Origin of the sequence: Falsiruegeria mediterranea M17 (assembly GCF_900302455.1) — a bacterium.
Lineage (GTDB): Bacteria > Pseudomonadota > Alphaproteobacteria > Rhodobacterales > Rhodobacteraceae > Falsiruegeria > Falsiruegeria mediterranea.
Genome location: NZ_ONZG01000001.1, coordinates 451,098 through 476,633, shown reverse-complemented (window position 1 = coordinate 476,633; position 25,536 = coordinate 451,098). Strand labels below are relative to the sequence as shown.

Annotated in this window: 19 protein-coding genes, 3 tRNA genes, 3 rRNA genes and 1 pseudogene; 17 read left to right on the top strand and 9 right to left on the bottom strand. The window is 56.3% G+C overall.

The features are described from left to right. Positions 1-62 precede the first annotated feature (62 nt). The gene (gene regB, locus TRM7615_RS02325) at positions 63-1,460 is read right to left on the bottom strand and encodes a sensor histidine kinase RegB (RefSeq protein WP_108785273.1); all 1,398 of its coding nucleotides are present in this window, start codon (positions 1,458-1,460) and stop codon (positions 63-65) included. A gap of 92 nt (positions 1,461-1,552) precedes the next feature. Here regB and TRM7615_RS02320 point away from each other — a divergent pair, with 92 nt between their 5' ends. The 3 genes from TRM7615_RS02320 (at position 1,553) to TRM7615_RS02310 (ending at position 4,027) form a co-directional block, all read left to right on the top strand. Beyond that, positions 1,553-2,173 (top strand): SCO family protein, encoded by a 621-nt coding sequence (locus tag TRM7615_RS02320; RefSeq protein WP_108785484.1) that lies wholly within the window; start codon positions 1,553-1,555, stop codon positions 2,171-2,173. A gap of 86 nt (positions 2,174-2,259) precedes the next feature. Next, entirely contained in the window at positions 2,260-2,814 is a 555-nt protein-coding gene (locus TRM7615_RS02315; protein WP_085797646.1) for an ActR/PrrA/RegA family redox response regulator transcription factor, read from the top strand. A gap of 10 nt (positions 2,815-2,824) precedes the next feature. Then, positions 2,825-4,027: a glycosyltransferase family 61 protein gene (locus tag TRM7615_RS02310; protein ID WP_108785272.1), complete on the top strand. Its 1,203-nt coding sequence runs from the start codon at positions 2,825-2,827 to the stop codon at positions 4,025-4,027. Here TRM7615_RS02310 and TRM7615_RS02305 read toward each other — a convergent pair. Beyond that, entirely contained in the window at positions 4,015-4,611 is a 597-nt protein-coding gene (locus TRM7615_RS02305) for an HD domain-containing protein (protein ID WP_108785271.1), read from the bottom strand. The two genes, TRM7615_RS02310 and TRM7615_RS02305, sit on opposite strands and share 13 nt — an antisense overlap. A gap of 207 nt (positions 4,612-4,818) precedes the next feature. On the opposite strand from TRM7615_RS02305, the gene TRM7615_RS02300 reads away from it, so the two are divergent. The 3 genes and pseudogenes from TRM7615_RS02300 to TRM7615_RS02290 all read left to right on the top strand — a co-directional run. After that, positions 4,819-5,133 carry a hypothetical protein gene (locus tag TRM7615_RS02300; protein WP_108785270.1) on the top strand — a complete coding sequence of 105 codons (315 nt, stop codon included), beginning with the start codon at positions 4,819-4,821 and terminating at the stop codon, positions 5,131-5,133. A gap of 145 nt (positions 5,134-5,278) precedes the next feature. After that, a complete protein-coding gene (gene ahcY / locus TRM7615_RS02295) occupies positions 5,279-6,667 on the top strand; it encodes an adenosylhomocysteinase (protein ID WP_108785483.1) in 1,389 nt (462 codons plus the stop codon). Positions 6,668-6,880: 213 nt separating this feature from the next. Beyond that, positions 6,881-7,258, top strand: a pseudogene (locus TRM7615_RS02290) (BCCT family transporter); the annotation flags it as partial. A 46-nt stretch (positions 7,259-7,304) separates the two neighbouring features. Here TRM7615_RS02290 and TRM7615_RS02285 read toward each other — a convergent pair. Next, positions 7,305-7,943: a DUF899 family protein gene (locus TRM7615_RS02285; RefSeq protein ID WP_207775207.1), complete on the bottom strand. Its 639-nt coding sequence runs from the start codon at positions 7,941-7,943 to the stop codon at positions 7,305-7,307. 187 nt (positions 7,944-8,130) lie between these two features. Between TRM7615_RS02285 and TRM7615_RS02280 the strand changes: the two genes are divergently transcribed. Further along, positions 8,131-8,472 carry a DUF2853 family protein gene (locus TRM7615_RS02280; protein WP_108785268.1) on the top strand — a complete coding sequence of 114 codons (342 nt, stop codon included), beginning with the start codon at positions 8,131-8,133 and terminating at the stop codon, positions 8,470-8,472. A 220-nt stretch (positions 8,473-8,692) separates the two neighbouring features. Here the strand turns inward: TRM7615_RS02280 and TRM7615_RS02275 are convergent, their stop codons facing one another. The 5 genes from TRM7615_RS02275 to tsaD are packed head-to-tail and all read right to left on the bottom strand — an operon-like array spanning position 8,693 to position 11,874. Further along, positions 8,693-9,088 (bottom strand): DUF1761 domain-containing protein, encoded by a 396-nt coding sequence (locus TRM7615_RS02275; protein ID WP_108785267.1) that lies wholly within the window; start codon positions 9,086-9,088, stop codon positions 8,693-8,695. Between the two features lie 39 nt (positions 9,089-9,127). Then, the gene (locus TRM7615_RS02270; protein ID WP_108785266.1) at positions 9,128-9,550 is read right to left on the bottom strand and encodes an EVE domain-containing protein; all 423 of its coding nucleotides are present in this window, start codon (positions 9,548-9,550) and stop codon (positions 9,128-9,130) included. Further along, positions 9,550-9,816 carry a YciI family protein gene (locus tag TRM7615_RS02265; protein WP_108785265.1) on the bottom strand — a complete coding sequence of 89 codons (267 nt, stop codon included), beginning with the start codon at positions 9,814-9,816 and terminating at the stop codon, positions 9,550-9,552. The genes TRM7615_RS02270 and TRM7615_RS02265 overlap by 1 nt, the downstream gene beginning before the upstream one ends. Before the next feature lies 1 nt (position 9,817). After that, positions 9,818-10,780, bottom strand: coding sequence for an NAD(P)H-dependent glycerol-3-phosphate dehydrogenase (locus TRM7615_RS02260; RefSeq protein WP_108785264.1), 963 nt, complete (start codon positions 10,778-10,780; stop codon positions 9,818-9,820). Beyond that, a complete protein-coding gene (tsaD, locus tag TRM7615_RS02255; protein WP_108785482.1) occupies positions 10,777-11,874 on the bottom strand; it encodes a tRNA (adenosine(37)-N6)-threonylcarbamoyltransferase complex transferase subunit TsaD in 1,098 nt (365 codons plus the stop codon). The genes TRM7615_RS02260 and tsaD overlap by 4 nt, the downstream gene beginning before the upstream one ends. A gap of 162 nt (positions 11,875-12,036) precedes the next feature. On the opposite strand from tsaD, the gene TRM7615_RS02250 reads away from it, so the two are divergent. The 5 genes from TRM7615_RS02250 to TRM7615_RS02225 all read left to right on the top strand — a co-directional run bounded on the left by TRM7615_RS02250 (position 12,037) and on the right by TRM7615_RS02225 (position 19,116). Further along, positions 12,037-12,687: a uroporphyrinogen-III synthase gene (locus TRM7615_RS02250; RefSeq protein WP_235823998.1), complete on the top strand. Its 651-nt coding sequence runs from the start codon at positions 12,037-12,039 to the stop codon at positions 12,685-12,687. 52 nt (positions 12,688-12,739) lie between these two features. Further along, entirely contained in the window at positions 12,740-14,110 is a 1,371-nt protein-coding gene (locus tag TRM7615_RS02240; protein WP_235823997.1) for a COG4223 family protein, read from the top strand. Positions 14,111-14,120: 10 nt separating this feature from the next. After that, on the top strand, positions 14,121-15,611 hold the full coding sequence (locus TRM7615_RS02235) for a heme biosynthesis protein HemY (protein WP_108785261.1): 1,491 nt from the start codon (positions 14,121-14,123) through the stop codon (positions 15,609-15,611). A gap of 306 nt (positions 15,612-15,917) precedes the next feature. Next, positions 15,918-18,230: a calcium-binding protein gene (locus TRM7615_RS25415; RefSeq protein WP_165821343.1), complete on the top strand. Its 2,313-nt coding sequence runs from the start codon at positions 15,918-15,920 to the stop codon at positions 18,228-18,230. Positions 18,231-18,765: 535 nt separating this feature from the next. After that, positions 18,766-19,116: a hypothetical protein gene (locus TRM7615_RS02225; RefSeq protein ID WP_108785260.1), complete on the top strand. Its 351-nt coding sequence runs from the start codon at positions 18,766-18,768 to the stop codon at positions 19,114-19,116. 59 nt (positions 19,117-19,175) lie between these two features. Here TRM7615_RS02225 and TRM7615_RS02220 read toward each other — a convergent pair. Next, positions 19,176-19,251: transfer RNA gene (locus tag TRM7615_RS02220), tRNA-Thr, on the bottom strand. Positions 19,252-20,068: 817 nt separating this feature from the next. Here TRM7615_RS02220 and TRM7615_RS02215 point away from each other — a divergent pair. The 5 genes from TRM7615_RS02215 to rrf all read left to right on the top strand — a co-directional run bounded on the left by TRM7615_RS02215 (position 20,069) and on the right by rrf (position 25,485). Further along, positions 20,069-21,530, top strand: a 16S ribosomal RNA gene (locus TRM7615_RS02215). Positions 21,531-21,675: 145 nt separating this feature from the next. Then, positions 21,676-21,751, top strand: a tRNA-Ala gene (locus TRM7615_RS02210). 61 nt (positions 21,752-21,812) lie between these two features. After that, a tRNA-Ile gene (locus tag TRM7615_RS02205) sits at positions 21,813-21,889 on the top strand. Between the two features lie 427 nt (positions 21,890-22,316). Beyond that, positions 22,317-25,144, top strand: a 23S ribosomal RNA gene (locus TRM7615_RS02200). A 226-nt stretch (positions 25,145-25,370) separates the two neighbouring features. Next, a 5S ribosomal RNA gene (gene rrf / locus TRM7615_RS02195) occupies positions 25,371-25,485 on the top strand. The 16S, 23S and 5S rRNA genes sit together here with 2 tRNA genes alongside, the layout of an rRNA operon. Positions 25,486-25,536 lie beyond the last annotated feature (51 nt).

The following is a 25,536-nucleotide window of genomic DNA, read 5'->3' as shown; positions in this document are numbered from 1 at the left end:
TCCGGTGGGTGGCGCATAGAATGCTTCACAAAGGTTAATGCGGATTTAACCTGTTTCTGGCATCAAACCTTGAATTGTTCGTTGAACCCGATGGGCACGGCGTTCTTGCCGCGCTGGGCGTCTATTTGTGCGCGCGGCCAGCTAACCTGAACGATGGCGCCCCGGTGTTCAGGACGGTTGGTCAGGGTTTGGTAGGGATCCGAGCCGTTGGCAAAGCTGAGCGATGCACCGCTGCGTTCCAGAAGGGTCTTGGCGATAAACAGGCCCAGACCCATCCCTTCGTATTCGGGACGCGACTTTTTCTCGGCGTCCGACCGGCGGCGGCGCATGAACGGGTCACCGATGCGACCAATCATATGAGGGGAATAGCCGCGGCCGTCATCCGCAATGCGCACAACGATTTCGTCCTCGGTCCATTCGGATTCGACCCAGACGTTCGCGCGAGAGAAATCCACCGCATTCTGGATCAGGTTACGCATGCCATGGATCACCTCGGGTTTGCGCAGGATGGCAGGTTGCTGGAAATCACCGCCTTCGCCGGGACCTTCTTCGAAATGAACCTCTTTGCCACGGTCCATGTGGGGTTCGGCCGCCTCATGGATCACGGTGCTGAGCGGAGCCTGGCGCAGATGCAGGTCATCTTTTCCTGCACGCCCCATGTCCCGCAAGATGTCACGGCAACGATCCGCTTGTTCACGGATCAGGGCGGCGTCCTCGCGCAGGTCGGGGCGGTCATCCAGCTCTTCGATCAGCTCGGCACTGGTAAGTTTGATGGTGGCCAGCGGCGTACCCAGCTCATGCGCGGCGGCGGCCACAACACCACCCAGATCGGTTAGCTTCTGTTCTCGGGCCAAGGCCATATGGGTGGCGGACAGGGCCTCGGACATCGATACGACTTCGGCGCTGATCCTGTAGGAATAGGCGCCCAAAAACACGATCGCGATGATGATGGCGATCCAGTTGCCGAACACGAAAATGTCAGGCACCCGCATGACAAAGCCCATGTCAGTCCTGAGCGGCAGATGAAACTGCGCCAGCAGTGTCACCAGCACAATCGCGGTGCCACCAATGATCAACGTGGACCTCAACCCCATCACATTGGCCGAGATCGTGACCGGCCCAAGCAACAGCAGAGCAAATGGGTTGTGCAGCCCGCCTGTGAGATAAAGAAGGAACGCCAATTGCAGCAGGTCAAACAGCACCATCAGGAAATTTTCGAACTCTGACAGGCGCTTGTTCTCGGGGAACACAAAGATCGCGGCCAGATTGCCAACAACAGAAACGCCGATGGCCAGATAGCACAGACCCAGCTCGAGCTGCAGATCGTACATCCGCTGCGCCACTGTAATTGCGGCGATCTGCCCGACGATGGCCACCCATCGCAAAACGATCAGTGTCCGCAAGCGGATCCAGCTGCTGCGCTGTTGCCCGCGCCATAGGCCCATGTTGGATTCCGTCATCGGTCGATTATGTCCTGTTGCAACGGCTGGATATCTTGATAGGTGTCCGCGCCGAAACGATCAACATCCCCTGTGTCACAAGGTTTGCCGCCATGACCCGAATGTATGCCATTCTTGCCGCCGTTGTACTTGCCATCATCCTTGGGGGTGTTTGGCTGCTGACCTTGGGCGGGCGGTCGGATGATCAGTTTGCACAATGCCGCTCGACCCAGATTGCGGGTGGCGCCGGGGCCATTGGTGGGCCATTTGAGCTGTTGAATTCCAAGGGCGAGACCGTCACCGATAAGGACGTGATCACCGAACCGACGCTGGTGTATTTTGGTTATACCTTCTGCCCGGACGTCTGCCCGCTGGATGTGTCGCGCAATGCCGAGGCTGTGGATGTGCTGGCCAAGCGCGGCCAAAGCGTGACGCCTGTCTTCATCTCGATCGACCCTGACCGAGATACGCCCGAGGTTGTGGGCGACTATGCCTTTAACCTGCATGAAAAGATGATCGGTCTCACAGGATCGCCCGAACAGGTGAAGGCGGCAAGCCTAGCTTACAAGACCTATTACAAGGCTCAGGACAAGAGCGACGAATACTATTTGGTGGATCATTCGACCTTTACCTATCTGGTGCTGCCCGAAGTTGGATTTGTCGAATTTTTCAAGCGGGACGAAACCCCAGAAAACATGGCCGATAAAGTTGGCTGTTTCCTGGATGCCCTTTAATCAAGCATGTGTGTTTGACCTTTCCACAGGTCAGGGTCATATTCAGCCTAGGCAAGACATAACAAGACCAACGGAAAGTGCAGAGCATGGCAGATACGCAGCAGCTTGAAATCGGACCGGACAAATCCCTGTTGTTGGTGGACGATGACGAACCGTTTCTGCGTCGCCTTGCCAAAGCCATGGAAAAACGCGGGTTCGAGATTGAAACTGCCTCCTCCGTTGCTGCAGGCAGCGCCATCGCCACTGCAAGGCCACCGGCCTACGCCGTGGTGGATTTGCGGCTTGAAGACGGCAATGGGTTGGACGTGGTCGAAGTTCTGCGAGAAAAGCGCCCGGACAGTCGTGTCGTGGTTCTGACCGGATACGGCGCGATCGCCACCGCCGTGGCCGCCGTCAAGATCGGCGCGACCGATTACCTGTCGAAACCCGCCGATGCCACCGACATTACCAACGCCTTGTTGGCACAACCCGATGAATTGCCTCCGCCGCCGGAAAACCCGATGAGCGCTGACCGCGTTCGGTGGGAGCATATCCAGCGGGTTTATGAGCTGTGCGATCGTAACGTTAGTGAAACGGCCCGTCGGCTAAACATGCATCGACGCACATTGCAGCGTATACTGGCCAAACGCAGCCCACGCTAAAAGGTTCTCCATGTCGGAAGAAGAGCTGGATCCAAACGACAACACAGTCCAGCCGATGCCCGAGGGCGGTTGGTCCGAACGTATTGTGAACCTGTCGGATGCTATCGTTGTTCCACCCGATGAAAGTGCCTTTGTTCAACCCGCGGGGGTTCTGGACAGTGATGGCCGCTATTGTCCTGAAGGTGCGCTTTGGCGCAAGTTCCGGCCGCTTACGACTGAACCCGAAAAGCCTGTAACTGTTCCAACCAAACTGTCGGGTCGGTGGTTGTGGGGTGGTGTTCTGTGGGCGCATTTCGGTCATTTCCTTGTCGAAAGCTCGGCTCGCCTGTGGGCACTGGATCACATTGACGGACCAATTGACGGTGTGCTGTTCATGCCCAAGCGACCCAAGGTTGGGGACGCAGTGCGCGGTTTTCAGCAGGAATTTGTGGGGTTGATGGCGCCTGAATTGCCCATTCGCGTGGCAACAGAAGCGACCCAGGTCGAAGAGTTGATCGTTCCGGGGCAGGGGTTTGGGCTGGGCAAGATCACCGAAGGCACGCAGAAGTTTCGCAATGCAATTCACAATCGATTTGCGCGCGATGTGGAACCCGATGGCGCAAGCAAGATCTATATCTCGCGTTCGGCCCTGGGTGTCGGCAAAGGGGGGCTGTTGGGAGAGGAGCGGTTGGAAGACCTGTTGACCAAGCAGGGTTACGACATTTTCCATCCCGAAAAATACGACCTCAAAACCCAACTCGCCCGATACAAGGCGGCAAAACATGTGGTGGCGGCAGATGGTTCTGCCTTGCACTTGTTTGCCATGGTCGGACGTGCCGATCAAAAGCTGGCAATGATCTTGCGCCGGAAAGCCGGAGCCAACAACTTGCTCGCCCGCAATGTGGCCCATTTCACCGGTACAGACCCGATCGTCGTCGATGCGTTGCACACGGAATGGGTACGCTCGAGCAAAGGCAAATCAGATCGACAGTCTTTTGGAGAGCTGAACCACAAAATCATTGGGCGCGCTTTGGCGGCGGGCGGGTTTATTGATCCGGATGCTGAATGGGAACCTTTGACGGACAAGCAGCGTAAGCAGCTGTTCCTGGACAAAGGGTTGGGGGACACCGGTGAATTTGTGGAATCACCTGAATACGCCCAACGCCGCATTCGCAGGATACGACAGGAGCGTCGCGCCCGCCGTGCTGCGCGTGAGGCGGCTCAATCCAGCTGAGACATCAGGTCGGCGTGCCGGTTGGTGAAATCCCTTCGCACGTCAACCGGGGGGCGCAGGGCGATACTTAGCCCTTCGATCAAGGTGCGATCCGGGCGACCAAAGAACTTGCTGGCCTCGCTTTCAGAAAATCCGGCGATCTGGGTGGCTTCCATCCATGCGCTGATACGATCAGCCTTTTTGATCTGGCGTTTGATCGATGCGGGAATTTTGGCAGGCAAGCCAAAGCGAATGTGAATGGCTGCCGTAAGGCGGTCATCAAGCTCGCCATAGCCCGAACCCACGGCGGCCTTAACCGGGGAAATCATGTCGCCGATCACGTATTCGGGGGCATCGTGCAGCAGGGCCGCCAGTCGCCATTTGATAGGTGCTTTGGGGGCGATCCGGCCAAAGAGTTCTTCGACCAGCAAGGAATGTTCAGCCACGGAATATGCAAAGTCTCCAATGGTTTGGCCGTTCCAGCGCGCCACAAAGGCCAATCCATGCGCAATGTCTTCGATTTCGATGTCGACCGGTGTCGGGTCCAACAAATCGAGCCTGCGCCCCGATAGCATTCGCTGCCATGCTCTTGGTTGTGTTGCCATGCTGCCACGCCTCTGTTTTCGCGCCATTTTTTCGCCACAATTCGGGCGCAGCCTGAATGCATCTGATCACATGCTGCCAACGCCAAGTTGAGGTCCCGTACGTTGTAATGGGACGGCATGATCACGATATCAAGTGCTGAGGGGGGCGTGTTTTCTCCTCCCGGCGCGCCCCTCTCAGACTGTAACCTTTACTGAAAGGAGCTTGTTATGTTCAAGCGTCTGTTGGGATTTGCCCTTGCCTTTGGCATGGCCGCTACGGCCCCGCCTGCTTTTGCCGCCTCCTGCGGGATGCGCGACGCTCTGGTTGAGCAGCTGACCAAGAAGTATTCGGAAACACTTACGGTTGGTGGCTTGCAAAAGGTGAATGGCGCACAATCCGTCATGGAGATCTGGTCATCCAGCGAAACCGGGACCTATACCGTGCTGCTGACCCATGCCAACGGAACCAGCTGCATCATCGCGGCGGGAACCGATTTCTTCCAAGCCGTGCCCAAAGTCACGGTCGAGGGGACGAGCAGTTGAGCTGAAAACAGCCAATTTGCAGGGATTTTTGCCAGAAATAGTCCATTTGGCTTCACCCATTCCGGTGTGAAGGGTCATGAGCGTTGCCACTTTCATTGATGAATGTTAGTGGCAGCGAAATGATTTAACCGGAATGGAGCATCTGATGGCCGGGGACTATATCGTCAAGGACATTGCGCTGGCCGAGTTTGGCCGTAAAGAATTGAACATTGCTGAAACCGAAATGCCGGGCCTGATGTCCCTGCGTGCAGAATATGGTGAAAGCAAACCGCTGAGCGGCGCGCGTATTGTTGGCTCGTTGCACATGACCATTCAGACAGGGGTTTTGATTGAAACCCTGGTTGCTCTGGGTGCGGACGTGCGTTGGGCTTCATGCAACATCTTCTCGACACAAGACCACGCGGCTGCTGCGATCGCGGCTGCAGATGTTCCGGTCTTTGCGATCAAGGGCCAGACCCTGGAAGAGCACTGGGATTACCTGGATAAATCCTTCCTGTTCGAAGATGGCCCTAACATGATCCTGGATGATGGCGGCGACGCGACGCTGTACATCCTGCTGGGCGCACGTGCCGAAGCGGGCGAAGACATCATCGCCGTGCCGACCTCGGAAGAGGAAGAAGTGATCAAGGCGCAGATCGCCAAGCGTATGGCAGCAAGCCCTGGCTGGTTCACCAAGATGCGTGATCAGATCAAAGGCGTGTCCGAGGAAACCACCACAGGCGTGAACCGTCTGTATCAGCTGGTGAAAGATGGCCAACTGCCCTTCCCGGCGATCAACGTGAACGACAGCGTCACCAAGTCGAAATTCGACAACAAATACGGCTGTAAGGAATCGCTGGTCGACGGTATCCGCCGCGCCACCGACACCATGCTGGCCGGTAAAGTTGCTGTTGTTTGTGGTTACGGCGACGTTGGCAAAGGCTCGGCCGCTTCGCTGGCCGGCGCCGGTGCGCGTGTGAAGGTCACCGAAGTTGACCCCATCTGCGCCCTGCAGGCTGCAATGGACGGCTTCGAAGTCACCCTGCTGGAAGACGAAGTTGCCACCGCGGACGTATTCATCACCACCACTGGCAACAAGGACGTGATCCGCATCGAGCATATGCGCGAGATGAAGGACATGGCCATCGTCGGCAACATCGGCCACTTCGACAACGAAATCCAGGTCGCTGCCCTGAAGAACCACAAGTGGACCAACATCAAGGAACAGGTGGACATGATCGAGATGCCTTCGGGCAGCCGTCTGATCCTGTTGTCTGAGGGCCGTCTGCTGAACTTGGGCAACGCCACCGGCCACCCATCGTTTGTGATGTCGGCCTCGTTCACCAACCAGGTGCTGGCTCAGATCGAGCTGTTCACCAAGGGTGACGAGTACAACAACGATGTCTACATTCTGCCCAAGCACCTGGACGAAAAGGTTGCACGTCTGCACCTGGACCGTATCGGTGTGAAGCTGACCAGGATGGACAACGAGCAGGCCGCTTACATCGGCGTGAAGCCCGAAGGCCCCTACAAGCCCGAGCACTATCGCTACTGATCCGCCTACCGATCTAAAACGTCAAAGCCGCGGAGTTTTCCGCGGCTTTTTCTGTTTTTGCGCCCTAAATCGCCCTGAGGCACTTAACTTAGGTGGTAGTTTCACGAATTCGCTACAATTGGACAGGTCCCCCAAAGCCACGCAACGCTGATCCCACTATTCTGGGAAGCGAACAGGTGAGCCATGTCTGAAAAGAAGAAAATGCTCGACCCCGAGGGCGTCAAGGCGACAGTGATCGACAGCTACAAACCCGAAGGCGCGCTGTTCGGGTTCCTGAAAGAGTTGCCGCTCCATTCGATCGTGGCCCCGATCTCTCTGGTTCTGATCGTGATCTTTTTTGTGACCTCGTCGGATTCCGGTTCGCTGGTGATTGATACGATCACGGCGGGCGGCAAGATGGATGCCCCGGTGGTTCAGCGCGTATTCTGGTGCACGCTCGAGGGTCTTGTGGCGATTGCGCTGCTTCTTGGGGGCGGTTTATCGGCCTTGAAAGGGGCGGCGGTGTCGACCGGCATTCCTTTCACCTTTGTGGTGCTGATCATGTGCTACTGCCTCTGGCTGGCGCTGAAGGCTGAGCACAAGAAGCTCTGACCAACACTGGTGTGCGCGGGTTTACGTGCCGCGCGCACCATTTCGCTTAGGGCATCCAATCTCCACGACCTTGAGGCGTCAGGTCCAACAGGTTCCAAAGTGGCCAGATGGAATCGACGTGGCGCGGGTGCCAATCGCTGGGGGCATAAAACATCTCGGATCCCCAGAAATGACGAACACCGTCACCGTCCCTGATAAAAACATTCATCATCGGCAGCTGATCGCCATCCGGGCTCTGGGCAAGGTAGTCGGTTTGGTAACCTGTGCCGTCCGCCGACAACAGCGGAAGGTCCTGCCACGCCATCTGCCCCTGCAAGGCGGACAGGCGTTCGGGATTGCTTTCAGCCACCACCGCAAAGGCCATCCGCTTGCTGATATGGCTGACCTGACCGGTCATCCCATCCAAAAAAGCGGAACACATGGGGCACGGCCCCGTCGCCTTGGGTCCGTACATCAGCGAGTAGATCGCCAGCGTATCGTGCTCACCAAACAGCGACGAGAGGGGACGGGCCGTGCCATCAAGGCCTTTGAATGCATAATCGGTGGGGATGAGTCCGCCCATTGGCAGGGCCCGGCGTTTCGCGGCGACAGCTTCGATTTGGCTGCGTAGATCGACCTCAGCCCGCAACAGCGCTGTTCGCGCGGCGCGGTAGTCGGGGCTTTCATTGGGGAATTGAACGGTCATGGAATCTCTCCCTTTGCTTAACATAATTGTTAAATAAAGAAATGTGAATTGCAAGCACCTGACGGTTTGTGTGAATTGGGGGGAAGAAACCGGTCAAAATTTCCCTTTGTGACGCAAATTACTGCGTCTAGGCTTGTCTGCGGTGATCACATCACCGTTTGGCACTCACACTCTTGGGAGAACACACATGGGCAAACGCGACGATCTGATCGCTCAATACGCCGACGATCTGAAAAACAAATGCGGCATGGATGCCGACATGGACCTGTTGACCAAAGTCACCATCGGATGCGGTCCGGCGATCTATGATGCGGATGCGTCGACGGTTGCGGCCACTCAGGAAAGCGAACTGGAAACGGTCAAAAACAACTTTCTGATCAAGAAGCTCGGCCTGGCAGATGGGCCTGAGCTGATGGAAGCGATCAACAAAGTGATCGAGACCTATGGCAAATCCGAGCGCAACAAATATCGTGCGGTTGTCTACTACATGCTGACCAAGCATTTCGGCAAAGAAGCTGTCTACGGCTAAGCCTGCCAGATTTTCGGTTTTCTGAGCGCCCGCAGATTGCGGGCGTTTCGTATTTTAGACGTATCTTCAGTGCTTTGGGTTTGTGCGATGCGGTGGCTTGGGCCATAAAGGATACATCCAGACCAGGACGGTCAGGACCTCGAATTTCATACGCGTGTGGTGACTTGGGAGCACGCGGGGTGGGGGAGGGTTCTGTATCGTCGGAACTCTCCCCGTTTTTTCATAGCAAAGTCAGAATGACACCCATAAGCGTGCAGGCGAGCGTGGCATAGCCGCCGTCGATCAGCGTCAAAATGGGTGAGCGGATGGCATAGAGATTGTTGATCCCGATCCAAGGCGTGATGAACAACAAACCGACTCCGGCCCCTGTGGCGGCCCCTTGGACAATCGACGTCACGCCAGTACGCAGGAATAGAACCTGAAGAGCTGTTGCCACGATCAGCAATAGAACAAAGCTGGAGGCAAACACTTTGAGAGACATGCCGCTTTGGGGATCCCCTTCGGCGTTCAGGGGCAGGCGGGCTGCAACTTTCCAGTGATCAGCAAACGCCATGTACCACAGCGACCCTAGGACAAAGGTGGCGAGGGCTGCGGCAAAAATACTGAGAGGATCCATAAGGCAAACTCCTGCGTGATGCAGGATCACATTGTCGGATCAATCCGGCTTTGTCTGCCCCAGGCCGCAAATCACCTGCCATTCGTTTTCGGTGACGGGCTGTACCGACAGGCGCGAGTTCTTGACCAGCACCATGTCATCCAGTCGTCCATCGGCCTTGATTTGATCCAGAGAAACATGAGCTTCAAAGGCACGCACTGCCTTGATGTCCACACATTCCCACCGGTCGTCGTCAGTGGTGCTGTCCGGATGCGCTTCGGCACATACTTCGACTATACCAACGACCGACTTTTCCTTTTGCGAGTGGTAGAAGAATCCCCGATCACCCAGCTTCATCTCGCGCATGAAATTGCGCGCTTGGTAGTTACGGACGCCATCCCATTCCTCGCCCGCCGCACCCTTGGCGACCTGATCATCCCAGCTCCAGGTCGAGGGTTCGGATTTGAACAACCAGAACGCCATCAGATCACCTTTTTCCATGGGATCAGTTCGACGGATTCGAACAGCCCGGCTTTGGCGTAAGGGTCATTGTCGGCCCAGTCCTGCGCGGCGGCCATATCTTCGACGTCCAAGATCACCAGAGAGCCGATCATGCCCTCGCCATCCAGCAGCGGCCCGGCCTGGGACACAACTCCGGTGGACTTGAGGTAGTCTACATGCGCCGGGCGGTTGTCGAGCCGGGTTTGCAGGGCGCCTGCTTTGTCTTTGGCGATCAGGGCAATCAGCATGTCATTCCTCTTTCAATGGTCTGGCGAGCAGTTGAGCGGTGGCTTGGGCAATCGTCAAGCTGTGATCGAGCAAGCCGACGACGGTATGGGTGATGGGCATGTCCAGATGCATGTCGCGCGCCTTGGCATCGACGGCTCGGGCAGTAGCGGCTCCTTCGACTGTGACCGAAGGATCGAACCCATCGCCCCGACCGATGGAAAGGCCCAGACGATAGTTGCGTGACAGTTCGGACGAACAGGTGAGCGTCAGATCGCCAAATCCGGACAACCCAGCGAGTGTTTCCGGCTTGGCACCACAGGCCAACGCCATCCGCTGCATCTCGGCATAGCCGCGCGTCATCAGGGCGGCGCGCGCGCTGTCGCCCATACCGGCGCCAATGACGGCACCGCAGGCGATAGCCATGACGTTCTTCAACGCACCACCCAACTCAGCGCCTGCGGTGTCAGTTGTGCGATAGAGGCGCAGATTGGCGGTAGTCAGTTGCTCTTGCAGATCAACGCACAAGTCTGCGTCGCCGCAGGCCAGCGTCAGCGCCGTGGGCAATCCGGCGGCAATGTCCTGAGCAAAGCTGGGACCCGTCAGCAGAGCGGCCTTGGCAGATGGCACCGTTTCGTTGATCACCTGCACAGGGCCAAGACCGGTTGTCAGTTCAATCCCCTTGCAGCAAGCGACTAGAACATGCCCGTCAAACAGCTTGCTGTGTTCCACCAGGACTGAGCGCAGTTTTTGCATCGGAACAGCCAAAAGCAGGGTGTCGGCTTGGGTGGCTTGCTCCAGGTCCGAGGTGACCTGAATCGCCTCGGGCAAAGGATATCCGGGCAGGCGGGCCGTGTTTTCTTGCGCCTCAATCATGGCCTGCGCGTGATGGGGGTTGCGCGACCACAAGGTGACGGGCTGCGTTTCCGCCAGTGAGATGGCCAGTGCCGTCCCAAAGGCGCCGGATCCAAGAACGGCAACGCTCATGCCTTGGCCCCCTTTTTGCCGCTTCCAAGCATAGCGGGAGCTGATTGGTCCAACGGCCAGCGGGGTCGGGCCGTCAAATCCATGCCATCAGTTTTGCCCAGCTTGAACCGCTCCATTCCAGCATAGGCGATCATCGCGGCGTTGTCGGTGCACAGCGCAAGTGGTGGAGCAAGAAATTCCGCGCCCGCTTCGGCGCAGACCTCTTGCAGTGCGGTACGGATTGCGGTGTTGGCAGCAACGCCTCCAGCGACGGCCACGGTTGGCTGCGTGGGGTCGTGTTCCAGATAGAGCTTGAGAGCGCGGCGGGTCTTTTCGGCCAAGGTGTCGACGACCGCCTGCTGGAACCCGGCGCACAGGTCAGCACGGTCTTGACGGGTCAGACCTCCCTTTTCCCCGGCAACCTGATCCCGCATCCGCATCAGCGCGGTTTTGAGACCCGAGAAGGAAAGATCGCAATCGGGCCGATCCAACAGCGGGCGCGGAAAGCGGAACCGTTTGGGATCGCCGTTCTTTGCTTCTGCCTCGACCGAGGGTCCACCGGGTTGCGGCAGACCCAACAGGCGGGCAGTCTTGTCAAAGGCTTCGCCCGGCGCGTCGTCGATTGTGCCGCCCAAGCGAGTGAACTCTTCTGGGCCATGGGAAACCAGATATTGGCAATGACCCCCTGATACGAGGAGCATCAGATAGGGAAAGGCCACCCCATCCGTCAGGCGCGGCGTCAGGGCGTGGCCCGCCAGATGGTTTACTCCGACCAGCGGTTTGCCTGTGGCTGCGCTCAACCCTTTGGCACACATGACACCCGACATCACACCGCCGATCAGCCCCGGCCCGGCGGTCACCGCGATGGCATCCACGTCCGAAAGAGACAGCCCAGATTTCTCCAGCGCCTGCATCACGCAAACGTCCAGTTTCTCGGCATGGGCGCGGGCTGCGATTTCGGGTACGACGCCGCCGAATGCGCTGTGAAGCTCGGTCTGGCCATGCACGACCGAAGCCAGGATTTCCGCCGCCTCATCGTCCGTTTGTCGGACCACAGCAGCGGCCGTGTCGTCACAGCTGCTTTCCAATCCCAGGATGGTAAATGTTTGCCCCATCGGCCCCAACCGTTGCATCATAACCTGATCGCGAGGTATCACCCCGCAGCCGCGCAAACAATCCCGAGGCAGGAGGCGACACAGCCAGTGTATCTTTTGATGACACGCCCTCGGGCCGCGTCCGCGCGATTTGTTGCGCAATTGCCCCAAGAAACCCAGCGGATGTTGACGCCGATCTATTCGCCTCTGCTGGACATCCGACCGGTGGTCGAGGCTGTGGATGTGGGTGATGCGAAGGGTTTGATTTTTACTTCGTCAAACGGGGTTGCCACTGCGGCGCGATGTTTGGGTGCGCGCGATTTGCCTTGCTTCTGCGTTGGTCAAGCCACGACAGCAGCAGCGGCGCGTCAAGGGTGGACAGCCACCATGGTGGGCGAGAGTGCCGAAGCGCTGATTGCCGGTCTTTTGAAGCTCCGCCCACAAGGGCCGCTGTTGCACTTGAGGGGCGAAAGCGGTGTGGGAAACGTGGCTCAAACGCTCACCCGATTGGGGCTGACGACGCGAGAACAGGTTGTTTATCGTCAGGATCTTCTGCCGTTCACGGACCAGGCTTTAGCCGCGCTTGGAGGCCCTGACACGGTCATAGCGCCGCTTTTCTCACCGCGAACCGCGCGACAATTTGCCGACCTTGCCCCAAACGCGGGCGTCTTGTGGCTGGCCGCGATGAGCGAAGCGGTGAGGAACCCCCTTATTTCTTTGGGCGCAAATGCGATCACGGTCGCGAAACGTCCCGATTTCGACGCCATGGTGAAAGCGGTTGAAATGCTGGTAAAGCAAGCGTTGCGGGTTGAGGGCGGATCAGACGCGCATTAGTGTTCACTCGCGTCTCGCGGTTAAACAATTTGAGAATCAAAGGGGAATGACGGTGGCCGACAAGAAAGTTTCAGATCTGGAAACAGGCGCCAACCCCAAGACGGATGAGCCCGAAACCGAAGGCCAAGATACGTCTGATCAGGATGTCACGACGGAAACTGATCAAACGCCAGAGAACGCTGCGGATAAAACCGAAAGCGGGGCTGATGAGGTTGACGGTGAAGCGATAGAAGACTCCCCGCCTTCCGAGACCGAGACCGAGACCGAGACCGAGACCGAGACCGAGACCGAGACCGAGACCGAGACCGAGACCGAGACCGAGACCGAGACCGAGACCGAGACCGAGACCGAGACCGCCGAACCAGAAACACCTGCCGAGCCGGAACGCGTCGTCGAACGCACCGTTGAAAAACGCGGCGGCTTTGGTGCCGCTCTGATCGGCGGTGTTCTGGCGGCTATGCTGGGATTTGTTGCGGCCAAGACCCAAGTCATTGACCCGTTACTGCCCCCCGGATTGCGCGCAGCAGACAACAGCGAAGTGATCGAGGCGCTGACAGCGAAAATCGAAACCCAGGCCAAATCACTTAGCGACCTCAAAGCCACCGTTGCTGCCATCGAAGTGCCGGATGTGTCGGCGATCAGCCAACAAGTTGAACAGCTTTCGGGTGCAGTTACTCCGCTCGGGGGCGAGATCGCAGCGCTCAAAGGACAGATGGACAGCGTTAGTCAGTTGGATGATCGTCTTACAGCTGTTGAAAAGCGTCCGATTTCCGAAGGTGCGTCGTCCGAAGCGATCGCAGCTTACGAACGCGAGCTGGCCAAGTTGCAGGAAACCATCATTACTCAGCGCACCGAAGTCGAAGGTCTGATCAATCAGGCCCGCGCGATGGAGGCAGAAGCGCGAGACTTGGAAGAAAAAGCCGCAGCGAATGCACAACTGTCCGCCAACCGTGCTGCCGCGGCCCGCCTGCGCAGCCAGTTGGATACCGGCGCGTCCTTTGACGGTTTGATCGCAGAGCTTACTGCAGGTGGTGTTGCCGTTCCGGACACGTTGAGTGCTCCCGCAGCCGAAGGGGTCGTGACCGTTGCCACCCTGCGCGAGGGGTTCCCGCCTGCAGCGCGCGAGGCTCTGGCCGCAGCTCGCACGGCGGATGCCGGTGGAACCGAAGGCATTGGAGCATTCTTTCAGCGCCAGTTGGGCGCCCGTTCGGTCGAGCCTCGTGAAGGGGCTGACGCGGATGCCGTGTTGTCTCGGGTCGAAGCGGCCTTGATCGCTGGGGATCTGACCAAGGCGCTTGATGAAATCGCCGCCCTGCCTGAAACGGCCCAAGCCGCATTGGCCGATTGGGTCAGTGTTGCTCGCACCCGTCAGGCCGCCATTGCAGCCGCAGATGCGCTTGCGCAAAGCCTAAACTCGAACTGAAGGATCTGCCATGCTTTGGTCCCTGCTCAAGATACTTGTTTTTGTTGCGATCATTGCCCTGTTGGCATTGGGCGCGGGCTTCCTGATGGAAACCACCGGTGGCGTGCAGATCACGGTTGCCGGAACGGAATACACCCTTGGCCCGCTTCAGTCGGTGATTGGCTTTCTGCTTCTGGTTGGCGCGGTTTGGTTGTTCTTCAAACTGTTGACCCTGCTGATTGCCACGCTCAAGTTTCTGAATGGCGACGAAACCGCCCTGTCGCGGTACTTCGACCGGGGCCGCGAAAAACGCGGTTATCAGGCGCTGGCCGATGGCCTGATGGCTCTGGCCTCGGGCGAAGGGCGGGTGGCCATGTCCAAGGCGGCAAAGGCCGAAAAACTACTGCAAAACCCCGAGTTGACCAACCTGCTGGTGGCCCAGGCGGCCGAGATGACGGGTGACACCAAAAAAGCGTCTGAGACGTACAAGAAGCTGATTGGTGACAACGCGACACGCTTTGTGGGTGTGCGCGGCGTTCTGAAACAAAAGCTGTCCGAAGGCGACGACGACACCGCGCTGAAACTGGCGGAAAAGGCGCTGGCGATCAAACCCCGGCATGCAGAAACCCAGGACATCCTGTTGGGGCTGCAAACCAAGTCGCAGGATTGGACCGGCGCGCGCTCTACCCTGACGGCCAAGTTGAAATCCGGCAGCCTGCCGCGTGACGTTTACAAGCGGCGCGATGCGGTGCTGGCCTTGTCCGAGGCCAAGGACATCCTGTCTGACACCAACTCTATCGAGGCGCAGGAACGCGCGATCGAGGCCAACAAGCTTTCGCCTGATCTGGTTCCTGCCGCTGCGATGGCGGCGCGGGCATATATTGCCAAGGGCAAACCAAAGAACGCCGCCCGACTGCTGAAAAAGGCCTGGGATGCGCAGCCGCACCCGGATCTGGCACATGCCTTTGCCGAGGTGGCCCCTGATGAGAGCGCCGCTGAACGCGTCAAACGGTTTGCTGTTCTGGCGAAATCGCACCCGCAGCACATGGAAACCCGCCTGGTCATTGCTGAGCTGCATGTGGTGGCAGAAGACTTTCCCGAAGCGCGCCGCGCCCTGGGCGATCTGGTTGAACGCGACGACGTCGATGCTCGGACCTATACACTGATGGCCGCGATCGAGCGAGGTGAGGGCGCATCGGACGCCGTGGTTCAGGGGTGGTTGGCCAAGGCTTTGGCCGCACCAAGAGGGCCACAGTGGGTTTGCGACAACTGCAACGAGATCCTGCCTGAATGGGTTCCGGTTTGCCCCAACTGCGGCAGCTTTGACACGCTGACCTGGAAATCCAGCTCGACCGCCGAAGTGACCACCGCAACGGGCGCGCATATGCTGCCACTGATCGTCGGCTCGCTTGAGGACAAGTCGGAGTCGGTCGAGGAAGAGGCAGTTGAAGCCACCCAGGACGAGGTGATCGAGGTGGCAGCCGAGGAAGCGACGGCCGAGGAACAACCGCGCCCTTCCTGAGTTTGCGACATCACTGATGACCAAAATGCCCATCTGCCGCCAAGCAGTTGGGCATTTCAGTTGAGGGTCTGAACGACCAGCTGATGCATTTGAACATCAAGCTGCAAACGCGCATTCCTGTTTTCTTATTGAGCTCCGATTCAACGAAGGTCTGTGTCTTCAGCGCTGAGATTTTCAATAGAAGTTGACTCAACTGTTAACGACTTTCAGACTGTTTTGAATATTTTCAAAATTTTGGCCCCAACGACTATTTGATCAAGTTTGTCTTGGCGTGGGGTTCAAATTTACGACGTCCAGGAGATTTGTATGGCGATTTCACTAGGCACCACTTTTCCATCGGCTGATGTGGGTATTGGCGGCGTTAGAACCGAAATTGGCAGTGGAGGCATTTATCGCATAGGTGACATCGGCGTAGCGGTGTCAGGAAACCTTGTGTCCGGCTTCGACGATACGGGTGTGTTGTTCGCTGGAGTGGAGTATGCGGATGCTTCTGGATTGGGGCTTGGAAACCTGTTGCCCTACCACGTGCGAGATAACGGAAACGACACGTTCACCATATACTACCAAGTGCGCGACGCTGATCCTTTTCCAGTGACGGTTAGCAACTTCAAAGTGACGCTGGACATCAATGGTCAGCCTACCGGACCAGCCGAGTCTTTGGCCGGGCTTCTGGCAATCACGCAAAGGACAATGCTGGACTTTGCGGCTGACATGCCTGATGGGAACATCCTTTTGATCCCGCAAGAGGAATCCAGATTATATTTCGTCGATCCAGACGGCAACATCCAGACAACCGCAGCGACATTTCCAGGAATGAATCGACATGGGGACGCTGCAGTGCAGCAGCATCCCTATGACGTAGCCTTTTCTGACGACAAGATCTTCTTTGCCTGGACAGAAACCACCGCAGGCGCAGCGATCAAGACGCGTGGGCAGATTTACAACATGGATGGGACCGTTGCAGTGCCCGCCTTTGACATCAGCGCCGCAGACTCGACAAGTCATGCCCTGGGTTCGGTTCAGGTCGAGACCCTTTCCAATGGAAAGATCGTAGCCGTTTGGACCGATGCCTCAGGACAGGAAAGCAATGCCAGCCAGAGCTCGGTCTGGTTCAGAATTTACAATGCGGACGGCACCGAAGCGGTTGGCCCGACACAGGTCAATGACGTCACACGCGACAGGCAAGATACGCCCATCCTCTTCGCAACAGAGAGTGGGTTTGTCGTCGGGTATTCGGTGCTGACGTTTTCCGTGCCCGCCTTCAACGAGGGTCGCCTGAAAGAATACGACAACGCGGGCAACCTTTTGGACACAGAGACCGGGGTGCCCTTTGCCTTGACGGGCAGTGGCGTGCGCACGGACAACAACACGGCATTCCTGCTTGCCGGGAACCTGATCGAAGTCGAACTTCCTGGCGCTGACAGCGGTGGCGGCGGAGGAGGTGGTGGTGGAACCCCACCGGTCAATGGAACCGAAGCAGGCGAGACTGTTCCGGGGACAGCGGCGTCCGAGCAGATCAATGCGTTAGGAGGGGCTGATTGGATCACACCAGGTGGCGGGAATGACACCATCGATGGCGGGGCCGGCAACGACATGCTGTCCTTCATCGACCTGCCTGACTCGCCTGGGCGCACCAATACGCAATTCCGATTGAACATCGATCTGGGCGCGGGAACCGCACACAATCACGATAATTCCGAAGTCATGCAGATCAGCAATGTCGAGCGGGTTACAGGCACCATCTATGCCGACAACATTCGCGGTGACGCTGGTGCCAACCATCTGCGTGGCGCAGGTGACTATGACTGGTTCACCGCAACGACCGGCAATGACACGCTGGATGGTGGCAACGGGCTGGATATGGTGACGTTTGTCGAATGGCAGAACGCTGGAGCAAATGCCTTGTCGGATGCGTTTTCACCTGATGGCGCACCACCGACAGGCGGTCAGGCGACCGGTGTGGTGGTCGATTTGGCCAATCCGGCCAACAACACCAACCTGGCCAGTGGCCTGACTCTGGTGAGTATAGAGCGGGTAACGGGCTCGTCACGGCAGGACGTGTTCTATGGTGATGGCAACTCGAACGACTTTCGGGGACTGGGAGATTACGATTGGTTTGTGGGGTCGGCCGGAGGGCGCGAGCGATACTTCGGCGGTGATGGCATCGATACCGTGACATATTTCCAGTCGTCCGCGGGCGTGACCGCAAGCTTGCGCAACGGTGCGCTGGTGAACGGACAAGAGACGGGATACGGCAGTCAGGGTGACGCAGCACGGGATCTATATTTCGAGATAGAAAACCTGGTGGGCACCCGCTTTGATGACCATCTGACCGGCAATGCGGGGCGCAACCAGTTGTCAGGTCTGGACGGAGACGATTTTCTTTTTGGATACGCCGGTGTGGACTACCTTATGGGCGGAGGCGGCAACGATACAATCGACGGTGGCGCGGGCTCGGACTATGCGCTGTTTGACGGCAATCGGTCAGACTATTCCCTGTCTCGGACAGCGTCGAATGCTGTGACGGTAACGGGTGCTGATGGAAGCGACCTCGTGACCAACGTTGAATACTTCCGGTTCGATGATGGTGACATACGTATCTGGGATCTGGAATTGTAGGTCCGTTTGCCGCGTAGTTGGAGAACGGCTGAGTGGTAGCGCGTTTTCGGCTGGGTCAGGCCGAAAACGCTGTGATCTTCGTAACTCGGCGACGATCAGAGAGATCACGCGACCGCTGAGCAAGGCGCCGAGGAACCAAACCAAATCTTAAGTTTTCACGAAGTCATTAATTTGCGTGCCCCAAGCTAATTTGCTTCATGATCAGCAATAGTCCTGTGCCAGCCTTGGCAAGCGACAACGGCGGGCCATACAATCCTATGGACTGATTTAGCTAAGCGTTCGAGCACCCTTCTTTTCTATCCGATTGGGAACGAAAATGGCTCAAGAATTCTTCTGGCATAGGACTTTGCCGATTTTCACCCTGATCAGAAGCTGGGTTTTACTCGGATTATCATTTGTTATCCCCCACGGGGGCCTTGCCGAGGAAACCGACCCTAAGCAGGGTGTCGACGTCTAGGGGCAGATCAATCGCGGCATTCTGTTTTATGACGACGGCGCTGACAGCGACGTCTACCCCTTTGTCGATAACTCCAAATTGGCGTCGCGGCTGGGCTTGACCTATGACACGCCGCTACGCAACGGTTGGCAGTTTCAGGCGCGCGGAGAAGTCGGGCTGGTTTGGGGGGAAACCAACGCGATCAATCAGGTGGACAGGTTTACAGACAGCTTTGGCAATGCGTCAGAACCCCTGCGCAAGCTCGAGATTTCGTTCTCGCACCCTGAGCGCGGCACCTTCTTTCTGGGGCAGGGCGCGATGGCCAGTGATGGCGTGACGGGCGCGGCGGTCAAGGATGTTGCGGGAGGATTCTATTTTCGTCGCACCGACGGCACGCTCACGAATTTCCGCATCAAGGATCGGTTTCGCGCCCTTGGCAGCAACTGCTGAGCCTCACCCCTGCTGTTACCAGGGCAATTTTGTAAAAAGACTGGAAACTTGAAACTTGGTGGTGCCTCAAGAGGGACTCGAACCCCCGACCTTGTCCTTACGAAGGACCTGCTCTACCGGCTGAGCTATTGAGGCATCTCCAATGCTCAGTGGCATCGAAGATATGCCCGCGTTTTCCAACATCTCACATGAAACGTCAATTGATACTCACGGGTGGCATCCAAACTCCATGAGCGAGTCGCTTCGAGCATTCTCACGGCTTTGAGGGAGGCACGATTCCCCTTCCAAGCCCGACTCGATGGTTTGATTCATGCTTTGTGTTGTGTTTGTTGTTTGGTCTTTCACAAGATGTAGGATTTGTTTGGATTGATTTGGATTGGTTTGTGTTTGTGTTTGGGGTTTTGTTTGAGTTTGGTTTGGTTGTGGTGGTGCGTGGGTTTATTCTAAGGTGTTGATTGCATTGAGTTTTTCATCTTTTTTGTGATTTTTGTGATTTTTGTGAATTTTTGGGTTGCGGGTGTTTGGTGTTGGGACTAGAACCCCCTTCACCGGCGGCGCTGAGGCGCTACGGGGCGGACGGAACGGACTGGACGGAAGGTTCAGGAAGGGAAGTTCGGAGAGAATTCGAGGCAGTATTGACGCGGTTTGCGCCAAGTAAGATTGGCGCTTCGTGTTGGTTTTTGTCTCTGGGGCTTAGGTTCCGACGCTGTTTGACAATAGAATACACTGAAGAGATATGTGGGCGGTTTGGTTCATTTCGATGGATCAACGTCTGTATATCAACGCTCTTAGGCTTCGGCCGATGATGGAGTGTCAGCTTCACTGTTTGTACGGCTTTCGCTACTTTGTAGCTGAAGCACACAAACAGAGAAAACTCATGTTGGTTTCAGTAATGCCAATATGGGTGATGTGCAGAGGTTCGAACGTCAAGGATAAGCATGTAAGTGCTTTTCAACTTGAGAGTTTGATCCTGGCTCAGAACGAACGCTGGCGGCAGGCCTAACACATGCAAGTCGAGCGCGCCCTTCGGGGTGAGCGGCGGACGGGTTAGTAACGCGTGGGAATATACCCAAAGGTAGGGAATAGCCTCTGGAAACGGAGAGTAATACCCTATGAGCCCTTCGGGGGAGAGATTTATCGCCTTTGGATTAGCCCGCGTTAGATTAGGTAGTTGGTGGGGTAATGGCCTACCAAGCCTACGATCTATAGCTGGTTTTAGAGGATGATCAGCAACACTGGGACTGAGACACGGCCCAGACTCCTACGGGAGGCAGCAGTGGGGAATCTTGGACAATGGGCGCAAGCCTGATCCAGCCATGCCGCGTGAGTGATGAAGGCCTTAGGGTCGTAAAGCTCTTTCGCCAGGGATGATAATGACAGTACCTGGTAAAGAAACCCCGGCTAACTCCGTGCCAGCAGCCGCGGTAATACGGAGGGGGTTAGCGTTGTTCGGAATTACTGGGCGTAAAGCGCGCGTAGGCGGATCAGAAAGTTGGGGGTGAAATCCCGGGGCTCAACCCCGGAACTGCCTCCAAAACTCCTGGTCTTGAGTTCGAGAGAGGTGAGTGGAATTCCGAGTGTAGAGGTGAAATTCGTAGATATTCGGAGGAACACCAGTGGCGAAGGCGGCTCACTGGCTCGATACTGACGCTGAGGTGCGAAAGTGTGGGGAGCAAACAGGATTAGATACCCTGGTAGTCCACACCGTAAACGATGAATGCCAGTCGTCAGCAAGCATGCTTGTTGGTGACACACCTAACGGATTAAGCATTCCGCCTGGGGAGTACGGTCGCAAGATTAAAACTCAAAGGAATTGACGGGGGCCCGCACAAGCGGTGGAGCATGTGGTTTAATTCGAAGCAACGCGCAGAACCTTACCAACCCTTGACATCCTAGGACAACTCCAGAGATGGAGCCTTCCTTCGGGACCTAGTGACAGGTGCTGCATGGCTGTCGTCAGCTCGTGTCGTGAGATGTTCGGTTAAGTCCGGCAACGAGCGCAACCCACATCCTTAGTTGCCAGCAGTTCGGCTGGGCACTCTAGGGAAACTGCCCGTGATAAGCGGGAGGAAGGTGTGGATGACGTCAAGTCCTCATGGCCCTTACGGGTTGGGCTACACACGTGCTACAATGGCAACTACAGTGGGTTAATCCCCAAAAGTTGTCTCAGTTCGGATTGGGGTCTGCAACTCGACCCCATGAAGTCGGAATCGCTAGTAATCGCGTAACAGCATGACGCGGTGAATACGTTCCCGGGCCTTGTACACACCGCCCGTCACACCATGGGAGTTGGGTTTACCCGAAGGCCGTGCGCCAACCTTTCGAGGGGGCAGCGGACCACGGTGAGCTCAGCGACTGGGGTGAAGTCGTAACAAGGTAGCCGTAGGGGAACCTGCGGCTGGATCACCTCCTTTCTAAGGATGTTTCTAGTCATCATAGAGTTCGCTCTTGATCGTGAAACACTTAGCAATGATCAGCAATCAAAGCTGGTCGCATCAATCGGACCAGGCCGTCCTCATATCTCTTCAGTCACCGAGCCCTGAATGCAGGGTTCTTCAAGGGGCCTTAGCTCAGCTGGGAGAGCGCCTGATTTGCATTCAGGAGGTCAGGAGTTCGATCCTCCTAGGCTCCACCAGATATACGGCCCTGGATAACCACGAGGGGCTAAACGCCGATTTTGCAAAGCAAAATCAGCTGGGTCGGTAGCTCAGGTGGTTAGAGCGCACGCCTGATAAGCGTGAGGTCGGAGGTTCAAGTCCTCCTCGACCCACCATATCCCTTCGATTTGATCGTTAAGCACCGTTTTTGGTTTTTAACCGTCCAATCGGACGTCGCTTCTTCGGAAGCATTGACATCGTTTAGAGAGAAATCAATCAACACTGTTTGATCGCGCCGAGTGTGGCGTGGATCTCAGTTCGGTTCCATTCTCGTGCTCAAGTAGCCGCAAGGCGGTAGCACACTAAGAGAGTGGAAGGCATTTGACACGAGTGTTTCCTCGCTCCGTCTTATGTATCCCGGCTGAAACGAACAGAGTTGTCCAAGTCAAGTACACTAACCCGAGTGTTCCGCACGGAACACTCAATGTCCGCTTCACCGACATGAAGCGGGCGGGAAAGTATGCTTTTGGTTCAGGAAGATAAGCTGCAGTTACTTACCAGCTACTGCGGTCGAAAGACGTCAGTTTTTCTCTTTCTGGATCAAATCAAGCGCGAGAAGGGCGTTTGGTGAATGCCTTGGCAGTAAGAGGCGATGAAAGACGTGATACTCTGCGATAAGCCATGGGGAGCTGAGAATAAGCTTTGATCCATGGATCTCTGAATGGGGGAACCCACCTGAAAGTTCATTATTATTACTTCGGTAGTTAATAATGTTCTTAACCAGGTACTTAAGACCTGAATACATAGGGTTTTAAGAGCAAACCCGGGGAACTGAAACATCTAAGTACCCGGAGGAAAGGAAATCAATTGATACTCCCCTAGTAGCGGCGAGCGAACGGGGACCAGCCGAGCCGGATGAGTGATTGGAACATGTTGGGAAGCATGGCCATAGCGGGTGACAGCCCCGTACAAGAAGCTCTGATGGACGTATTAAGTAGGGCGGAACACGTGAAATTCTGTCTGAAGATCGGAGGACCACCTTCGAAGGCTAAGTACTCCTTACTGACCGATAGTGAACCAGTACCGTGAGGGAAAGGTGAAAAGCACCCCGACGAGGGGAGTGAAACAGTACCTGAAACCGAACGCCTACAATCAGTCGGAGGCTCCTTGCGAGCTGACGGCGTACCTTTTGTATAATGGGTCATCGACTTGGTCTCACGTGCAAGCTTAAGCCGTTAGGTGTAGGCGCAGCGAAAGCGAGTCTTAATAGGGCGTCGAGTTCGTGGGATCAGACCCGAAACCGAGTGATCTAGGCATGACCAGGCTGAAGGTAAGGTAACACTTACTGGAGGGCCGAACCCACACCTGTTGAAAAAGGTCGGGATGAGTTGTGCCTAGGGGTGAAAGGCCAATCAAACTCGGAGATAGCTGGTTCTCTGCGAAATCTATTTAGGTAGAGCGTCATCCGAATACCCCGGGGGGTAGAGCACTGGATGGGTAATGGGGCCCCACAGGCTTACTGATCCTAACCAAACTCCGAATACCCGGGAGTACTAGATGGCAGACACACTGCGGATGCTAACGTCCGTAGTGGAGAGGGAAACAACCCTGACCTACAGCTAAGGCCCCCAATTCATGGCTAAGTGGGAAAGCAGGTGGGATGTCCAAAACAACCAGGAGGTTGGCTTAGAAGCAGCCATCCTTTAAAGATAGCGTAACAGCTCACTGGTCTAATTAAGACGTCCTGCGGCGAAGATGTAACGGGGCTCAAGCCATGAGCCGAAGCTTAGGATGCCGTAAGGCATGGTAGCAGAGCGTAGTGTGACATAGTTCCATGCGTCTTTAACCTTCTTCGGAAGGTGTTGGACGCAAGGAGCTTTCGATGAAGCGGGCGCGTGAGCGATCCCGTGGAGAGATCACTAGTGAGAATGATGACATGAGTAGCGACAAAGAGTGTGAGAGACACTCTCGCCGAAAGTCCAAGGGTTCCTGCTTAAAGCTAATCTGAGCAGGGTAAGCCGACCCCTAAGGCGAGGCCGAAAGGCGTAGTCGATGGGAACCAGGTTAATATTCCTGGGCCAGGAAGAGGTGACGGATCTCGAAGGTAGTTCATCCTTATCGGATTGAATGGGCTGCTGAGAGGTCCCTGGAAATAGCCCTTCCATGAGATCGTACCCTAAACCGACACAGGTGGACTGGTAGAGAATACCAAGGCGCTTGAGAGAACGATGTTGAAGGAACTCGGCAAAATACCTCCGTAAGTTCGCGAGAAGGAGGCCCGGTTCCTAGGCAACTAGGGGCTGGGGGCACAAACCAGGGGGTGGCGACTGTTTATTAAAAACACAGGGCTCTGCGAAGTCGCAAGACGACGTATAGGGTCTGACGCCTGCCCGGTGCCTGAAGGTTAAAAGGAGGGGTGAGAGCTCTGAATTGAAGCCCAGGTAAACGGCGGCCGTAACTATAACGGTCCTAAGGTAGCGAAATTCCTTGTCGGGTAAGTTCCGACCTGCACGAATGGCGTAACGACTTCCCCGCTGTCTCCAACATCGACTCAGCGAAATTGAATTGCCTGTCAAGATGCAGGCTTCCCGCGGTTAGACGGAAAGACCCCGTGCACCTTTACTACAGCTTCACATTGGCATCAGGCACAACATGTGCAGAATAGGTGGTAGGCTTTGAAGCAGGGACGCCAGTTCCTGTGGAGCCTCCTTTGAGATACCACCCTTGTTCTGCTTGATGTCTAACCGCGGTCCGTTATCCGGATCCGGGACCCTGTGTGGCGGGTAGTTTGACTGGGGCGGTCGCCTCCTAAAGCGTAACGGAGGCGCGCGAAGGTTGGCTCAGAGCGGTCGGAAATCGCTCGTTGAGTGCAATGGCAGAAGCCAGCCTGACTGCAAGACTGACAAGTCGAGCAGAGTCGAAAGACGGCCATAGTGATCCGGTGGTCCCGAGTGGAAGGGCCATCGCTCAACGGATAAAAGGTACGCCGGGGATAACAGGCTGATACTGCCCAAGAGTCCATATCGACGGCAGTGTTTGGCACCTCGATGTCGGCTCATCTCATCCTGGGGCTGGAGCAGGTCCCAAGGGTACGGCTGTTCGCCGTTTAAAGAGGTACGTGAGCTGGGTTTAGAACGTCGTGAGACAGTTCGGTCCCTATCTGCCGTGGGTGTAGGATACTTGAGAGGAGTTGCCCCTAGTACGAGAGGACCGGGGTGAACGATCCACTGGTGGACCTGTTGTTGCGCCAGCAGCAGTGCAGGGTAGCTATGATCGGACAGGATAACCGCTGAAGGCATCTAAGCGGGAAGCCCCCCTCAAAACAAGGTATCCCTGAGGACCGTGGTAGACCACCACGTCGATAGGCCGGAGATGTAAGCATGGTAACATGTTCAGTTGACCGGTACTAATTGTCCGATAGGCTTGATTTGATCCAGTAAAAGAAAAACTGGAACCAAAACAAAAGCATACAACCCCTACAAAACACAAAACTTGGACAGCCCGAGACATTCCAACATGTGTCTCTGTTGATTGATCTTCTTCGATGAACTGGAACAGCCAGCCTGACATAACTCAGGTGCGGCAACCGGTATTTGCTGCGCAAATGCCCTGCCTGCCGCCAAATCCAGTCATCGAAGATAAATGGATTTTTCTTGGTTTGGTGGTCATAGCGCAAGTGAAACACCCGGTCCCATCCCGAACCCGGAAGTTAAGCACTGCTGCGGCAATGGTACTGCGTCTCAAGGCGTGGGAGAGTAGCTCACCGCCAAACCTAGTAAAATCCAATACTCTAATACGATCAAAAATACCCAGACCAGCACAA

What these genes read in the sequence shown, in the direction of transcription:
- TRM7615_RS02320 (WP_108785484.1), top strand. Translation starts at nt 1,553, where the DNA reads ATGACCCGAATGTATGCCATTCTTGCCGCCGTTGTACTTGCCATCATC.
- tsaD (WP_108785482.1), bottom strand. Translation starts at nt 11,874, where the DNA reads ATGGGGCAAACATTTACCATCCTGGGATTGGAAAGCAGCTGTGACGAC.
- TRM7615_RS02305 (WP_108785271.1), bottom strand. Translation starts at nt 4,611, where the DNA reads ATGGCAACACAACCAAGAGCATGGCAGCGAATGCTATCGGGGCGCAGG.
- TRM7615_RS02310 (WP_108785272.1), top strand. Translation starts at nt 2,825, where the DNA reads ATGTCGGAAGAAGAGCTGGATCCAAACGACAACACAGTCCAGCCGATG.
- TRM7615_RS02235 (WP_108785261.1), top strand. Translation starts at nt 14,121, where the DNA reads ATGCTTTGGTCCCTGCTCAAGATACTTGTTTTTGTTGCGATCATTGCC.
- TRM7615_RS02265 (WP_108785265.1), bottom strand. Translation starts at nt 9,816, where the DNA reads ATGCTGATTGCCCTGATCGCCAAAGACAAAGCAGGCGCCCTGCAAACC.
- TRM7615_RS02275 (WP_108785267.1), bottom strand. Translation starts at nt 9,088, where the DNA reads ATGGATCCTCTCAGTATTTTTGCCGCAGCCCTCGCCACCTTTGTCCTA.
- TRM7615_RS02270 (WP_108785266.1), bottom strand. Translation starts at nt 9,550, where the DNA reads ATGGCGTTCTGGTTGTTCAAATCCGAACCCTCGACCTGGAGCTGGGAT.
- TRM7615_RS02315 (WP_085797646.1), top strand. Translation starts at nt 2,260, where the DNA reads ATGGCAGATACGCAGCAGCTTGAAATCGGACCGGACAAATCCCTGTTG.
- ahcY (WP_108785483.1), top strand. Translation starts at nt 5,279, where the DNA reads ATGGCCGGGGACTATATCGTCAAGGACATTGCGCTGGCCGAGTTTGGC.
- TRM7615_RS02250 (WP_235823998.1), top strand. Translation starts at nt 12,037, where the DNA reads ATGTTGACGCCGATCTATTCGCCTCTGCTGGACATCCGACCGGTGGTC.
- regB (WP_108785273.1), bottom strand. Translation starts at nt 1,460, where the DNA reads ATGACGGAATCCAACATGGGCCTATGGCGCGGGCAACAGCGCAGCAGC.
- TRM7615_RS02260 (WP_108785264.1), bottom strand. Translation starts at nt 10,780, where the DNA reads ATGAGCGTTGCCGTTCTTGGATCCGGCGCCTTTGGGACGGCACTGGCC.
- TRM7615_RS25415 (WP_165821343.1), top strand. Translation starts at nt 15,918, where the DNA reads ATGGCGATTTCACTAGGCACCACTTTTCCATCGGCTGATGTGGGTATT.
- TRM7615_RS02280 (WP_108785268.1), top strand. Translation starts at nt 8,131, where the DNA reads ATGGGCAAACGCGACGATCTGATCGCTCAATACGCCGACGATCTGAAA.
- TRM7615_RS02300 (WP_108785270.1), top strand. Translation starts at nt 4,819, where the DNA reads ATGTTCAAGCGTCTGTTGGGATTTGCCCTTGCCTTTGGCATGGCCGCT.
- TRM7615_RS02285 (WP_207775207.1), bottom strand. Translation starts at nt 7,943, where the DNA reads ATGACCGTTCAATTCCCCAATGAAAGCCCCGACTACCGCGCCGCGCGA.